The 15,018-nt window shown below is 34.3% G+C and carries 12 protein-coding genes; 11 read left to right on the top strand and 1 reads right to left on the bottom strand.

Features of this window, described 5'->3' with window-relative positions; translation table 11 throughout:
• The first annotated feature begins 43 nt into the window (after positions 1-43).
• The 11 genes from OLM54_RS17600 (at position 44) to OLM54_RS17550 (ending at position 13,280) form a co-directional block, all read left to right on the top strand.
• Positions 44-1,075, top strand: coding sequence for a 2Fe-2S iron-sulfur cluster-binding protein (locus tag OLM54_RS17600; protein ID WP_264535868.1), 1,032 nt, complete (start codon positions 44-46; stop codon positions 1,073-1,075).
• Positions 1,076-1,080: 5 nt separating this feature from the next.
• Positions 1,081-2,133, top strand: coding sequence for an NADH-quinone oxidoreductase subunit NuoH (gene nuoH, locus OLM54_RS17595; RefSeq protein WP_264538581.1), 1,053 nt, complete (start codon positions 1,081-1,083; stop codon positions 2,131-2,133).
• A gap of 93 nt (positions 2,134-2,226) precedes the next feature.
• Positions 2,227-2,508, top strand: coding sequence for an ORF6N domain-containing protein (locus OLM54_RS17590; protein ID WP_264535867.1), 282 nt, complete (start codon positions 2,227-2,229; stop codon positions 2,506-2,508).
• Positions 2,509-2,718: 210 nt separating this feature from the next.
• Positions 2,719-3,264: a NuoI/complex I 23 kDa subunit family protein gene (locus OLM54_RS17585; protein WP_264535866.1), complete on the top strand. Its 546-nt coding sequence runs from the start codon at positions 2,719-2,721 to the stop codon at positions 3,262-3,264.
• On the top strand, positions 3,265-3,804 hold the full coding sequence (locus OLM54_RS17580) for an NADH-quinone oxidoreductase subunit J (RefSeq protein WP_264535865.1): 540 nt from the start codon (positions 3,265-3,267) through the stop codon (positions 3,802-3,804).
• Entirely contained in the window at positions 3,804-4,124 is a 321-nt protein-coding gene (nuoK, locus tag OLM54_RS17575; RefSeq protein ID WP_026982591.1) for an NADH-quinone oxidoreductase subunit NuoK, read from the top strand. Before OLM54_RS17580 ends, nuoK begins: the two co-directional genes overlap by 1 nt.
• 6 nt (positions 4,125-4,130) lie before the next feature.
• Positions 4,131-6,014, top strand: coding sequence for an NADH-quinone oxidoreductase subunit L (gene nuoL, locus OLM54_RS17570; protein ID WP_264535864.1), 1,884 nt, complete (start codon positions 4,131-4,133; stop codon positions 6,012-6,014).
• A gap of 10 nt (positions 6,015-6,024) precedes the next feature.
• Positions 6,025-7,464, top strand: coding sequence for a complex I subunit 4 family protein (locus OLM54_RS17565; protein WP_264535863.1), 1,440 nt, complete (start codon positions 6,025-6,027; stop codon positions 7,462-7,464).
• 63 nt (positions 7,465-7,527) lie between these two features.
• Positions 7,528-8,919 (top strand): NADH-quinone oxidoreductase subunit N, encoded by a 1,392-nt coding sequence (locus OLM54_RS17560; RefSeq protein ID WP_264535862.1) that lies wholly within the window; start codon positions 7,528-7,530, stop codon positions 8,917-8,919.
• Positions 8,920-9,084: 165 nt separating this feature from the next.
• Entirely contained in the window at positions 9,085-9,858 is a 774-nt protein-coding gene (locus OLM54_RS17555) for a Bax inhibitor-1/YccA family protein (RefSeq protein ID WP_264535861.1), read from the top strand.
• A 587-nt stretch (positions 9,859-10,445) separates the two neighbouring features.
• Positions 10,446-13,280: a T9SS type A sorting domain-containing protein gene (locus OLM54_RS17550; protein WP_264535860.1), complete on the top strand. Its 2,835-nt coding sequence runs from the start codon at positions 10,446-10,448 to the stop codon at positions 13,278-13,280.
• 76 nt (positions 13,281-13,356) lie between these two features.
• On the opposite strand, the gene OLM54_RS17545 is transcribed toward OLM54_RS17550, so the two are convergent.
• Positions 13,357-14,910 (bottom strand): aldehyde dehydrogenase family protein, encoded by a 1,554-nt coding sequence (locus OLM54_RS17545; RefSeq protein ID WP_264535859.1) that lies wholly within the window; start codon positions 14,908-14,910, stop codon positions 13,357-13,359.
• Positions 14,911-15,018: the final 108 nt, after the last annotated feature.

The following is a 15,018-nucleotide window of genomic DNA, read 5'->3' as shown; positions in this document are numbered from 1 at the left end:
ACCTGAAACTTTAAATCTGAAACTACAAAAACAAAATAAAGAGATGAAAGTAACCATAGACGGTCAAAGTATAGACGTAGAACCAGGAACAACAATCCTGCAGGCTGCACGTATGATTGGTGGAGATTTGGTTCCGCCAGCCATGTGCTATTACTCAAAATTAAAAGGCAGCGGCGGTAAATGTCGTTGTTGTTTAGTTGAAGTTTCTAAAGGAAGTGAATCTGACCCAAGACCAATGCCTAAACTTATGGCATCTTGTGTAACAGGATGTATGGACGGAATGGAAGTAAACAGTAAATCTTCTGACAGAGTTATGGAAGCCCGTAAATCTGTAACAGAATTTTTATTGATCAATCACCCATTAGACTGTCCGGTTTGTGATCAGGCGGGTGAATGTGATTTGCAAAATTTAAGTTTCGAACACGGAAATCCAAAATCACGTTTTATTGAAGAAAAAAGAACATTTGAACCAGAAGATATTGGTCCAAATATTCAATTACATATGAACCGTTGTATTTTATGCCAGAGATGTGTACAAGTTGCAGATCAATTGACAGATAACCGAGTTCACGGAGTATTAGATCGTGGTGATCACGCTAATATTTCGACTGGAATTTCTAAAGCTATTGATAATGAGTTTTCCGGAAACATGATTGACGTTTGTCCTGTAGGAGCTTTAACAGATAAAACTTTCCGTTTCAAGTCAAGAGTTTGGTTTAACAAACCTTATAACGCACACAGAGAATGTACAACTCCGGGATGTTGCGGAAAAACAACAGTTTGGATGTTTGGAGGAGAAATTCAACGTGTTACAGGTCGCAAAGATGAGTATCATGAAGTTGAAGAATTTATTTGCAACTCTTGCCGTTTTGACCACAAAAATGTTAATGACTGGGTTATTGAAGGACCAAGAGAATTTGAAAAAGATTCTGTTATCAACCAAAATAACTACACTCAAAAATTAGAGAAAGTAGAAATCGCTACAGAAAAAAATATTCTTTTAGGAAGAGATATTGACCGTAAAAAAATTAGTATGGCTGAAATTCCATTAAACACAAACAACAAAAATTCTTAACGATGGTGGATGGTGCATTTATTATAGAAAAAAGTGTTGTAATTGTTGTGGTATTTGCCGTAACAATGATTATGGCGATGTACTCTACATGGGCTGAACGTAAAGTTGCGGCTTTTCTTCAGGATCGTGTAGGACCAAACCGTGCCGGATGGGGAGGATTATTACAACCTCTTGCTGATGGTATGAAATTATTTTCAAAAGAAGAATTTTTCCCAAATACACCTAACAAATTTTTGTTTGTTGTTGGACCGGCAATTGCAATGAGTACAGCTTTAATGACAAGTGCAGTAATTCCGTGGGGAGACAAATTACACGTTTTTGGACGAGATGTTATTTTACAGGCAACGGATATTAACATTGCTTTATTGTATATTTTTGGAGTACTTTCGGTTGGAGTTTACGGCATCATGATTGGTGGATGGGCTTCTAACAATAAATTCTCATTAATGGGCGCTGTTCGTGCAGCCTCGCAAATGGTTTCGTATGAAGTTCCTATGGGATTGTCAATGATTGCATTGTTAATGATGACCGGAACTTTAAGCTTAAAAGAAATCTCTTTACAACAATCAGAATGGCACTGGAATGTTTTATACCAACCTGTATCTTTCCTGATTTTCTTAATTTGCTCGTTTGCAGAAACCAACAGAACACCTTTTGATTTGGCAGAATGTGAGAATGAATTGATTGGAGGTTACCATACAGAATATTCATCCATGAAAATGGGATTCTATTTATTTGCTGAATATGCGAGTATGTTTATTTCTGCAACAATTATCTCAGTACTATTCTTTGGTGGGTATAACTATCCGGGAATGAGCTGGATGACAGAACATGCTGGAGTAAATATTGCTAATACATTAGGAATTGCAGTATTGTTTGCAAAATTATGCTTTTTCATATTTTTCTATATGTGGGTGCGTTGGACGATTCCAAGATTTAGATACGATCAATTAATGCACTTAGGATGGAGAATTTTGATACCTCTTTCAATCATTAATATTATGATTACGGGTGCGGTTATATTAAGACACGATATTGCTGCAGCTTTAGGGTTCTAAAATAAAATTGCGTAGAATTTTAGGTATCACATTTTGTGATATCTAAACAAAAAAACGGTTGTAAATTATGACCGCTGCATAACAAATAACGGAATGAGTGAAGAATTAATGATTACGGAAGGGTTCATAGTTAGCAAAATATTGCTTATTAGAGGACAAAAGGTAATGCTTGATTCTGAATTAGCCATACTTTATGGAGTAGAAACTAAGCAACTCAAAAGACAGGTTCGTAGAAATATAGAAAGATTTCCAGAAGATTTTATGTTTGAATTGACTGAAATTGAAAGCGAAATCTTGAGGAGCCAAATTGGCACCTCAAGTTGGGGAGGCATACGATATGTTAGAGATAAAAACAAAATTATCGAATCAGAGTAAAAATATCGAATTAGTCTTTACTTATCTTGATGAGTTAATGGATAAACAGGAAAATAAAATCGAAAGAACTAAAATTGGTTATAAAAAATAAATTTCATTAATACCAAAGTGTCCTAGCCCTGATAAAAGCGACATCCTTTTGTTTTTTTCTTTAAAAAATAAAAAATATAGCGGATAGCAGGACTAAGCTTCAAAATAAAAATTAAAAAAATGTCGATAGAAACTATATCATTATCGGGTAGAAAAAAGATGGTCTCTAATAAAGAGATGACTTTTTTAGAGCGAATGTATCTTGTGGCGATTGTGAAAGGATTGCTTATCACTCTTAAACACTTATTCACAAAAAAAGTGACGATTCACTATCCTGAACAAGTGCGTGAAATGAGTCCGGTATATCGTGGTCAACACCAGTTGAAACGTGATGAGCAAGGTCGTGAAAACTGTACTGCTTGCGGATTATGTGCCTTATCATGTCCGGCAGAAGCCATTACGATGAAAGCTGCTGAACGTAAAGCTGACGAAAAACATTTATACAGAGAAGAAAAATATGCTTCGATATATGAAATCAATATGTTACGTTGTATTTTTTGTGGTTTATGTGAAGAAGCGTGTCCAAAAGATGCTATTTACTTAACAACATCAAAAGTATTGGTTCCTTCTAGTTATGAAAGAGAAGATTTCATTTTTGGAAAAGACAGATTAGTGATGCCTCTTGACGTGGCTATCAAAAATGCTCAACTTAATAATGCTAACTAAATGATACATATTCCTGATTTTGCACACGCAACAACTGTTCAAGTTATATTTTGTTTTTTAGCGTTTATCACGGTAATAACGGCTTTCCTGACTATTTTTAGCAGAAACCCTATTCACAGTGCTATTTATTTAGTGATTTGTTTCTTCTCGATTGCCGGTCACTATTTACTTCTAAACTCTCAGTTTTTAGCTATTGTACATATTATAGTCTATTCCGGAGCAATTATGATTTTGTTCCTTTTTACGATTATGTTGATGAATTTAAATGAACAACGAGACGTACACCGCCCTAGAATTACACGTTTAGGTGCTATTGTTTCTTTCTGTTTGATTTGCATTGTATTGATTGCAATTTTTATCAATTCGAAACCAATTGTTGGCGCTTACGATTCAACCGGTGAAGATTTTCAATCTATAAAAGTACTTGGTAAAATATTATTGAACGAATATATGGTTCCCTTTGAATTTGCATCTGTATTACTTTTGGTTGCAATGATTGGAACAGTACTATTGTCTAAAAAAGAAAAATTAAATAAATAATGGGTAATATATTAAATCAAATAGGTATTGAGAACTACATCTTTTTAAGTGTTGTACTTTTCTGTATTGGTGTTTTTGGTGTATTGTACAGACGAAACGCTATTATCGTTTTCATGTCTATCGAAATCATGTTGAATGCTGTTAACCTTTTATTTGTTGCTTTTTCAACGTATCATCAAGACGCGCAAGGACAAGTTTTTGTATTCTTCTCGATGGCAGTTGCAGCAGCAGAAGTTGCAGTTGGATTGGCTATTTTAGTTTCGATCTTTAGAAATTTAGGTTCGATTAGTATCGATAATTTAAAAAATTTAAAAGGATAAATGGAAATGGATACCAATTTAGCTCTTGTTTTAGTATTAGCTCCTTTTTTAGGATTTTTAATCAATGTTTTCTTTGGAAAAAGCTTAGGAAAAACAGTTTCGGGAATTATCGGAACTGCCGCTGTTGTAGTTTCATTTGCTGTAACATTATTCTTTTTCAATCAAATTACTCAAACTGAAAAAGCCATTCAAATAACTTTATTTGACTGGATTCAGATTAGTAATCTTCACATCAATCTTGGATTTTTATTAGATCAGTTGTCATTACTTTGGTTGCTTTTTGTAACCGGTATTGGTTCATTGATACACTTATACTCTATTAGTTACATGCATGATGATGAGAATATGCACAAATTCTTCTCTTATTTGAATTTGTTTGTGTTTTTCATGATTACGCTTGTTATCGGAAGTAACTTATTAGTTTTATTTATTGGCTGGGAAGGTGTTGGACTTTGCTCTTATTTATTAATTGGATTTTGGTATAAAAACCAGGATTACAATGATGCTGCGAAAAAAGCTTTCATTATGAACCGAATTGGAGATTTAGGTTTATTAATCGGAATGTTCATTATTGGTTCAATGTTCTCGACTTTAGATTATGCTACTTTAAAAACAGCCATTGCCGGAACAACAAATCTTAATTTACCATTACTTTCTTTAGCTGCTTTATGTTTGTTTATTGGAGCTTGTGGTAAATCAGCACAAATTCCGTTATACACTTGGTTGCCGGATGCGATGGCGGGACCAACTCCTGTTTCTGCATTGATTCACGCTGCGACTATGGTTACAGCCGGTATCTTTATGGTAACAAGATTAAACTTTGTATTTGATTTAGCTCCGGATGTTCAAACTGTTATTGCGGTTATTGGAGCTATTACTTCATTAGTCGCTGCAACAATTGGTTTAGTTCAAACCGATATTAAAAAGGTTTTAGCTTACTCTACTGTTTCTCAATTAGGTTTAATGTTTCTAGCGTTAGGATTTGGTGCTTATGAAGTTGCCGTTTTCCACGTTATTACTCATGCCTTCTTTAAAGCTTGTTTATTCTTAGGTTCAGGATCTGTAATTCACGGATTGCATGGAGAACAGGATATGCGAAAAATGGGAGGTTTGCGTAAAGCAATGCCAGTTACTTTCTGGACAATGTTAGTGTCTTCATTAGCAATCTCAGGAGTTCCGTTTTTCTCCGGTTTCTTTTCAAAAGATGAAATCTTGTTAACGGCTTTCCACCATAACATTCCATTGTATGTTGTTGGATCTATTGCATCCATTATGACTGCTTTTTATATGTTCCGATTAATGTTCCTGACTTTCTTTAAAGATTTTAGAGGAACTGAAGAACAAAAACATCATTTACATGAAAGCGATGGTTTAATCACTTTTCCTTTAATGATTTTAGCCGTTCTTGCTACTTTTGGCGGACTAATTAGTTTACCAGGAAATAGCTGGTTAAATGAATATTTAGCACCTCTTTTCATAAAAGCAGCGGGTGAAGAACACCATTTAGGCGCAACAGAATATACTTTAATGGGAGTTGCCGTTTTAGGCGGATTATTAGGTATTTTGATTGCTTACATTAAATACTTCAAACAAGACAATGTTCCTGAATCTGACGAAAACATTACTGGTTTAGCTAAAGTTCTTTATAACAAATATTATGTTGATGAAGCTTACGATGTAATATTCGTTCGTTCTATCAACGCATTATCAAGATTCTTTAGAGACAGCATCGAAACAGGTTTGTCTGCTCTTGTTTTCGGATTAGGAAAAGTAACCAATGAAATAGGTTTTCAAGGTAAAAAACTACAAAGCGGAAGCATAGGATTATATCTTTTTGCTTTTGTTTTAGGTCTTTGTGCCATTGTTTCCTATATATTTTTAGCTAAATAATTTTACAACTATGAACGTTTCTCTTATATTAATTATTCTTTTAATTGGTGCATTTGCCACTTATTTTGTTGGTGACAAACTAGCATCAAAAGTAGCTTTGTTCTTTAGCTTAATCGCTTTAGGTTGTTCAATTGTTTTATTAAATCATTTTTGTGCGGGCGAAAACATCAGTGTAATCAATGCATGGATAACGCAGCCTAAAATTTCATTTGCTCTAAATGCTGATGGTTTGGGTATGGCAATGCTTTTGTTAACTGTTGCTTTAACGCCAATTATTATATTCTCTTCTTTTGGAAATGAATACAAAAATGCAAAAGGTTTTTATGCTTTGATTTTATTTATGGCCTTTGCAATGACAGGAACTTTCCTTGCGGCAGATGGTCTTTTATATTATATTTTCTGGGAGTTAGCACTTATTCCTATTTACTTCATTGCTCTTATTTGGGGTAATGGTGATGCAGAAGAACGTAGAAAAGCAGTAATTAAATTCTTTATTTACACACTTGCAGGATCTTTATTCATGCTCGTTGCTTTTATTTACTTGTATACAAAAGCCGGAAGTTTCCTTATTGAAGATTTATACAAATTAAATTTATCTGCAAGTGAGCAGCTTTGGATATTCTTAGCATTCTTTTTAGCTTATGCCATTAAAATTCCAATTATCCCTTTTCATACTTGGCAGGCAAATGTATACCAAAAAGCACCAACTGTTGGAACAATGCTTTTATCCGGTATTATGCTAAAAATGGGATTATATAGTGTTATTCGCTGGCAATTGCCAATTGCGCCTCTTGCTGCAAAAGAATACATGAATATTTTTATCGCTTTAGGAATTGCAGGCGTTATCTACGGATCAATTGTCGCTTTAAGACAAAAAGACTTGAAGAAATTGTTAGCTTATTCTTCTCTTGCACACGTTGGATTAATTGCTGCAGGAACGTATACTTTAACAATTGATGGTTTACGCGGAGCTGTTTTACAAATGATTGCTCACGGTTTTGTTGTTGTAGGATTGTTTTTTGCTGCTGAAATTATCTTTAGAAGATTCGAAACAAGAGAAATCAGCGAAATGGGTGGAATTCGTATTCAATCTCCAAAATTTACTTCAATGTTTTTAATTTTGGTATTAGCTTCTGTTGCTTTACCAAGTACTTTTAACTTTGTTGGAGAATTTACAGTTTTGTATAGTCTTTCTCAAATTAATATTTGGTTTGCTGTTTTAGGCGGAACAACTATTATTTTAGGAGCTTATTATATGCTTAAAATGTTTCAAAATGTAATGTTGGGCGAAACAAACCCTAAAACTTTTGCAGATGTTTCGGTTAACGAAGGAATTTCATTAGTCGTAATTATTGCTGTATTAGTGTTCTTCGGATTTTATCCAAAACCAATTACAGATTTGATTACACCAAGTTTAGAAACGATTTTAAACGTTATCAATAAAAATTAATATTTTAAATAAAAATAAAGTAGGACATCAGTAGTTTTGGTTTCCTAAATCAAAAAAGCAAAAATGAATACATTAATAGCAATTACGGGATTGGGTATTTTCTGCCTATTATTTGAAATTCTTAATTTAAGAAAAGCCATTGTTCCAGTAACAATAGTAGGTCTATTGGCTGTCTTGGCTCTTAATTTTTCGGAATTTGGATCGACAGGAAGTTACTATAACAATATGATAACAGTGAGCAAATTCTCAACTGCATTTTCGTCATTGTTTATTATCCTGACTATTTTTCTGGTTGCATTAAGCCATAATTTTTACGAGAACCATCCAACTAAAATCTCCGATTTTATTGCTATAAAAGTATTTTTATTAGCTGGTGGTGTTGCTATGGTTTCTTTTGGAAACCTTGCTATGTTTTTCTTAGGAATCGAAATTTTATCTATTGCATTATATGTATTAGCAGCAAGCGAGCGTTTAAACTTAAAAAGTAACGAAGCGGGTATGAAATACTTTTTGATGGGATCTTTCGCATCTGGAATTATTTTATTTGGAATTTGTCTGATTTACGGAGCAATGGGAAGTTTTGATGTTGCTGAAATTCATGAAAGTTCTTTATCTGCAGAATTGCCAATCTGGTTCCCTATTGGAATGATCTTAATGATTATTGGTATGTTCTTTAAAATCGCTGCTGTTCCTTTTCACTTTTGGGCTCCTGATGTTTACGAAGGTTCTCCGGCATTAACAACTGCTTTGATGAGTACGTTGGCTAAAGTTGTAGCAATTGCAACACTTTATAAATTAATTGAGGGATTAAATTTTATTCCATCTCTGGATAATCAGGATCTTTTAGGAACATTCGAAAATATTATTGTAACGATATCCATTGCCTCGATGACCGTTGGAAATATCATGGCGTTGCGTCAGGTTAATGTAAAACGTATGCTGGCGTTCTCAGGAATTTCGCATGCAGGTTTTATGTTAATGACTTTCCTAAGTATTGCAACTTCAGCAGGAGTTTTACTTTATTATACTGCAGCTTATGCATTAGCCGGAATTGCAGCTTTTAGTGTTATTTTATACGTTTGCAAAAATCAGGATAATGAAGATATTACCAATTTTCATGGTTTAGGAAAAACTAATCCGTTGTTGGCAGCAATATTAACAGGTTCATTGTTATCAATGGCTGGTATTCCAATCTTCTCAGGATTTTTTGCAAAATTATTTTTATTCAACCAAACGATACAGGCAGGTTATATTGCTTTAGTAATAGTAGCAGTTATCAACTCAATTATTAGTGTTGGTTATTATTTCAAATTAATTTTGGCGATGTATTCTAAAGAACCTAACGAAGAACGTACCGGAAAACCATTTCTTATTTATGCTGTTGCCATAATTTCAATTGCATTAAATATTGCTTTAGGATTATTCCCTTCATTAGTTTTAGATTTATTGAAATAGAAAATTCTACTCAAAATATACATAAATCCATCCGCAATAAACGGGTGGATTTTTTATTTAAATACTAATCTAATTCAGAAGAAAAAATCATGTTAAAAAAAATACAGAAGTAATCGCACATCAAAAAAACTCCATATATTTGGACACAATTAAATGTTTTAAACTATGAACTTCAATTCAAAAAATCCATTTTTAAGCAACAAGCGTTTTTCATCAAATGCTGTATCAAAAGCTCAAGAAGTACACGAAGCACAAATTATTGATTACAATCAGGAAATGAGTATTTCGGGTACAATCAACAAAACTGCTATTCTATTTTTAATTTTATGCGGAGCTGCTATGGTAACATGGTGGATGGCATTTAACGGAATGAATGCAATGCTTCCAACAATTGGTGGTGCTATTGTAGGTCTTATTTTAGTTGTAATCTCAGCATTTAAACCACAATATTCTCCTTATTTAGCTCCTGGTTACGCCTTATTTGAAGGGTTATTTATTGGAGGAATATCTGCTATTTTTGAAGCCATGTATCCTGGAATTGTAATCAACGCTGTTGGAGCGACTTTAGTTACTTTTTTAGTTTGTTTAGGTTTATATAAATTTAAAATTGTAAAAGTAACCGAGCAATTCAAATCAGTAGTTGTTGCTGCTACTTTGGCAATCGCAACTTATTATTTAATTTCATGGCTGGTATCAATGTTTACAAGCTTTACTCCTGTACATTACGGAAATTCTATGATGAGTATTGGTATTAGTGTATTTGTAATTGTTGTTGCCGCTTTAAATTTATTCTTAGATTTCGATCAAATCGAAAAAGGAGTACAACAAAGAATGCCTAAATTTATGGAATGGTATGGTGCAATGGGCTTAATGATAACGCTGGTTTGGTTGTACATTGAGTTTTTAAGATTATTATCAAAACTATCCCGTAAAAATTAATTCTTTTACATAAAAAATAGAAAGCCTTTTTGAAATTCAAAAAGGCTTTTTTTGTGGCAAAAACCTACATAATCAGATCAAAGTTTTGTCCGGAAAATTTACATAAAAAGGTATTCGATTTATGCCATTAATTCTATAGAAATTAAATTTCACTTCTTTTAATTCTTACTTAAAGATCTTTCTTCACTTAAAAATTTGACAAAAATATATTTTTAACTACTACCGCGACTTAAAAATATAAAAATTAACACTATTTTTCTTTGTTTTTATGTTGCATTCTAACGAGACATGAAAATACTTCAATCATAGATTAAAGTTCTAAAAATTAAAATAAACGAAACTGAAAACTGTAGTAAAAATAATACTTACGGAAGATTTATATAAATATGTAATAAATTACATTTAATGCAATTTATTACAAAATATATAAATTAATTATCATTTTTTTATTATATATGTTTTTTTAAGATAAAATAATTTTGAATATCGAAATTTTACTTATTTTTGTGTAATCGATTACAATAAAACCACTTTTTGTAATAGTTTAATAACCACAAAATTTATTTTACTAACTTAAACTAAACATTATGAAAAAAAACTTACTTATTTTAGTTTTTATGTTCCTTGCTGCTCAAACTTGGGCGCAGCAAATTAATGAAGCCTCCGGCTGGCTCGAATCTGTTTTTGTAACATGGCAGCCTGTTAGCAATGCACAATCTTACAATGTGTATTATACCGGAAACGGTTTTACAGATAAAAAAATTGAAGATCAGCTTATTCGTAGTTATGGCACTTATTTTCGCGCTGACATTCCCGGATTAAAAGCCGGTGCTTACACCGTTAAAATTAAACCAGTTATCTCAGGAGTAGAAGGCTCAGGCACAACAACCGGCAGTTTAACAGCTGTTGCACAAGATCGTAATGGTTTTGCATTTGAAAGCGGTAGAGTTCCTGGCGGATACAAAGCCGATGGAACTCCAAAAGATAATGCTGTAATCGTTTACATTACACAAAACACAAAAAATACGGTATCTATGAATATTACAGGCGCAAGCGCGAATCCTTGCGTTGGCTTGCAAAATATTTTATATGCTATAAAAAAAGGCAAAGATACGCGTCCGTTTATTTTTCGTTTAATCGGAAATATTACTGACATGACCGTTATGGAAGGCGGAGACGTCGTTATCGAAAACGCAAACAATGCTGCAAGTTACGTAACTATTGAAGGTGTAGGAACAGACGCTGTTGCAAATGGATGGGGAGTGCGACTTAAATCAGCATCAAATATAGAAGTTAGCAATCTTGGTTTTATGAATTGCAACAGTACTGCCGGCGATAATGTTGGAATGCAACAAGATAACGATCACGTTTGGGTTCACAACTGTGATTTATTCTATGGAAATGCAGGAAGTGACGCAGACCAAATTAAAGGTGATGGCGCTTTAGACAATAAATCATCAACTTATATCACATTGTCATACAATCACTTTTGGGATAACGGAAAAGCAAGCCTTTTAGGCTTGAGCGAAGATACTACAACTGGTTTATATATTACATATCACCATAACTGGTTTGATCATTCTGATTCACGTCATCCTCGTGTTCGCTTCTATTCGGCACATGTTTATAACAATTATTACGACGGAGTTTCAAAATATGGCGTCGGATCAACTATGGGATCGTCAGTTTTTGTAGAAGGAAATTATTTCCGCAACAGTAAACATCCTATGATGACATCTTTACAGGGAACTGATATTTGGGATGAAGCAAATCAGGTAAATAATGCCGGAACAATGGGAACATTTTCCGGAGAAGCCGGAGGTTCAATCAAAGCATTTAATAACACTTTTGATGCTTCAAACGGAACAAATAACATGCGTTTTGTCGCTTATAATGATCCGAATCCTTTATATAACATTTCAGGTAAAATTAGCTCGGCAACAGATTTTGATGCTTATGTAGCAACATCAAGAGGTGAAACTGTAAGTAGTGCTGTTAAATCTAAATCTGGTGCAAACACTTATAATAATTTCGATACCGATGCAGCTTTATATGTCAAAAATCTAGTTGTGGATCAGCCTGCTGTTGCCAAAACTAAAACATCGCAATATGCAGGACGTGTTTCGGGAGGTGACTTAAAATGGATTTTTAATAATGCAACAGACGATACATCTTCTCTTGTAATTACAGCATTAAAATCTGCACTTACCAATTATACAGGAACATTAGTTGCAGTGCAAGGCGAAGGAAATCCCCCTGCAAGTAACCAAACTTTAACATCAACAGCAAACAACAACCAATCAGTTACGAGCGGAACTTCGATCGCTACTATTGTTTTTACCTGGGGAGGAGATGCAACCGATGCAACTGTAACAGGATTGCCTGCATCTGGAATTAGTTTTGTAAAAAATGCAACAGCTAAAACCATCACAATTACAGGAACACCAACAGCAACGGTATCTTATTCTATCGCTACAACAGGGACAGGAGGAACTCCGGCAACAGGATCCGGAACTATAACTGTTACTGCAGCAGGATCACAAACGCTGACTTCACCAGCAAACAACAACCAAACTGTTGCGAGTGGCACTGCCATAGCCTCAGTTGTATACACATGGGGAGGAACTGCAACTGATGCAACTGTAACAGGATTACCTGCATCCGGAATTAGCTTTGTAAAAAATACAACAGCTAAAACAATCACAATTAGCGGTACACCAACAGCTACAGTATCTTACTCAATTGCTACAACAGGAACATCGGGTTCTCCTGCAACAGGATCCGGAACTATAACAGTAACAACGGGAACGCCAGCCGGAAATGAAATACATAATTTTACAGCTTCCGGAAAAACAAGTTCTTTTTATACTATAACCGGAAATCTTTCTACAACAAAAGGAACAGTAACATACAACGGCTTAACATTGACACAATGCCTTAAAATTGAATCTTCTACGAGCATCACTTTTACAACAACTCAGGCAAGTACGCTTACTCTGGTATTTGTTGAATCGGCAGCAACAATTAAAGTAGACAATGTAGATAAAACTGCTTCTGGAGGTATTGTGACCGTTTCACTTGCTGCAGGAAGTCATACAATAGCAAAAAAAGACACAGCTAATTTATTCTATATGAGTACTGTTTATAATTCTGGTACGCTTCGTGTTGCCAAAGTAGAAATTATAAGTGATACAGAATCAAAAGTATTCTTATACCCAAATCCGGCATCTGGAACTTTGTATTTATCTGACAATAATCAGAAAGTAGAAAAAGTTTTGATCTACAATATCTTCGGATCTCTTGTGAAAATAATTCAGAAAGGAAGCGAAAGTGCAGATATAAGCCAATTAAACTCCGGAACTTATTTAGCAAAAGTTTTCACGGCTGATGGTTCTTTCACCCAAAAAATTATTAAAAACTAAATACTAATCTATTCCTAAAATTAAAGGCTTCCAAAATTTGGAAGCCTTTTTATATTTAGTCAATTTGAATCCTGTATTACAAATCAAATTTAATTCCTTGTGCCAATGGTAAACTTGTCGTATAATTAATGGTATTGGTTTGACGGCGCATGTAAATTTTCCAGGCATCAGAACCCGATTCACGTCCACCTCCAGTTTCTTTTTCCCCACCAAAAGCGCCGCCAATTTCAGCGCCAGAAGTTCCAATATTCACATTTGCAATTCCACAATCAGAACCAACTACAGATAAAAATCTTTCAGCTTCACGCAGATTATTTGTCATAATAGCCGATGATAATCCCTGTCCTACTCCATTTTGAATTTCGATTGCATTATCAACATCTCCCGAATATTTAATTAGATATAAAACCGGGGCAAATGTTTCGTGCTGTACAATCGCAAATGAATTTTGCGCCTCAGCAATTGCAGGTTTTACATAACAGCCGCTTTCATAACCTTCACCGGAAAGCACACCGCCTTCAACTAAAATTTTTCCACCTTCGGCAACAACTTTGTTTAAAGCAATAGCATACATTTCGACTGCATGCGTATCAATTAGCGGTCCAACGTGATTATTTTCGTCAAGCGGATTTCCAATTCGTAATTGTTTATAAGCCGCAACCAAAGCATCTTTTACTTTATCATAAATACTTTCATGAATAATTAGTCTTCGCGTTGATGTACAACGTTGTCCAGCCGTTCCAACAGCTCCAAAAACAGCACCAATTACCGTCATTTTTATATCCGCATCAGGAGTGACAATAATGGCATTATTTCCACCTAATTCTAAAAGAGATTTTCCTAAACGTCCCGCAACCTTTTGCGCAACGATTTTTCCCATTCGGGTTGAACCTGTCGCAGAAATTAACGGAATTCGTATATCAGCCGTCATCAATTCTCCTATTTGATAATCACCATTAATCAAACAAGAAATTCCTTCCGGTAAATTATTTTCTTTAATAACCTGCGCTATAATATTTTGACAGGCAATACCGCATAAAGGTGTTTTTTCAGAAGGTTTCCAAACACAAACATCACCCGAAATCCATGCCAAAGCCGTATTCCACGACCAAACTGCAACCGGAAAATTAAATGCCGAAATAATCCCAACAACTCCCAATGAATGATATTGCTCATACATACGGTGTCCGGGTCTTTCTGAATGCATTGTTAAACCGTGTAATTGTCTTGATAAACCAACCGCAAAATCACAGATATCAATCATTTCCTGAACTTCTCCATAACCTTCCTGCAACGATTTTCCCATTTCATAAGAAACCAATTTACCAAGAGCGTCTTTATTTTGGCGCAATTTTTCTCCAAACTGACGTACAATTTCTCCACGTTGTGGCGCAGGAATCAATCGAAATGTTTTGAAAGCTTCTGTTACAGCCTGCATTACTTTTTCGTAATCTTCCTGAGTTGACATTTTTACCGAAGCAATCAATTTTCCGTCAACCGGCGAAAAACTATCTAAAATTCCTCCAGACGAAAAATTATTGATACCAGTTGATGTTCCTTCATTTATCAATTTGATGCCCAATTTATCCAGAGCCTCATTCATTCCAAATTGCGATGCTATTGTTGTCATTGTAACTTTTTTGGTTAAAATTGTTATATTTTTATGTAAAGATATTGTTTTCGACTAGAAATACAATCTAAATGAGATTTTAAAATAAACGTAAATTTAGGGTTATTT

The sequence above is a fragment of the Flavobacterium sp. N1736 genome (genome assembly GCF_025947065.1).
GTDB lineage: Bacteria > Bacteroidota > Bacteroidia > Flavobacteriales > Flavobacteriaceae > Flavobacterium.
Note: the sequence above shows the minus strand (reverse complement) of the source record. Positions and strands in the feature narration are given on the sequence as shown.

What these genes read in the sequence shown, in the direction of transcription:
- OLM54_RS17545 (WP_264535859.1), bottom strand. Translation starts at nt 14,910, where the DNA reads ATGACAACAATAGCATCGCAATTTGGAATGAATGAGGCTCTGGATAAA.
- OLM54_RS17585 (WP_264535866.1), top strand. Translation starts at nt 2,719, where the DNA reads ATGTCGATAGAAACTATATCATTATCGGGTAGAAAAAAGATGGTCTCT.
- OLM54_RS17550 (WP_264535860.1), top strand. Translation starts at nt 10,446, where the DNA reads ATGAAAAAAAACTTACTTATTTTAGTTTTTATGTTCCTTGCTGCTCAA.
- OLM54_RS17600 (WP_264535868.1), top strand. Translation starts at nt 44, where the DNA reads ATGAAAGTAACCATAGACGGTCAAAGTATAGACGTAGAACCAGGAACA.
- nuoL (WP_264535864.1), top strand. Translation starts at nt 4,131, where the DNA reads ATGGATACCAATTTAGCTCTTGTTTTAGTATTAGCTCCTTTTTTAGGA.
- nuoK (WP_026982591.1), top strand. Translation starts at nt 3,804, where the DNA reads ATGGGTAATATATTAAATCAAATAGGTATTGAGAACTACATCTTTTTA.
- OLM54_RS17560 (WP_264535862.1), top strand. Translation starts at nt 7,528, where the DNA reads ATGAATACATTAATAGCAATTACGGGATTGGGTATTTTCTGCCTATTA.
- OLM54_RS17580 (WP_264535865.1), top strand. Translation starts at nt 3,265, where the DNA reads ATGATACATATTCCTGATTTTGCACACGCAACAACTGTTCAAGTTATA.
- OLM54_RS17555 (WP_264535861.1), top strand. Translation starts at nt 9,085, where the DNA reads ATGAACTTCAATTCAAAAAATCCATTTTTAAGCAACAAGCGTTTTTCA.
- OLM54_RS17565 (WP_264535863.1), top strand. Translation starts at nt 6,025, where the DNA reads ATGAACGTTTCTCTTATATTAATTATTCTTTTAATTGGTGCATTTGCC.
- OLM54_RS17590 (WP_264535867.1), top strand. Translation starts at nt 2,227, where the DNA reads ATGAGTGAAGAATTAATGATTACGGAAGGGTTCATAGTTAGCAAAATA.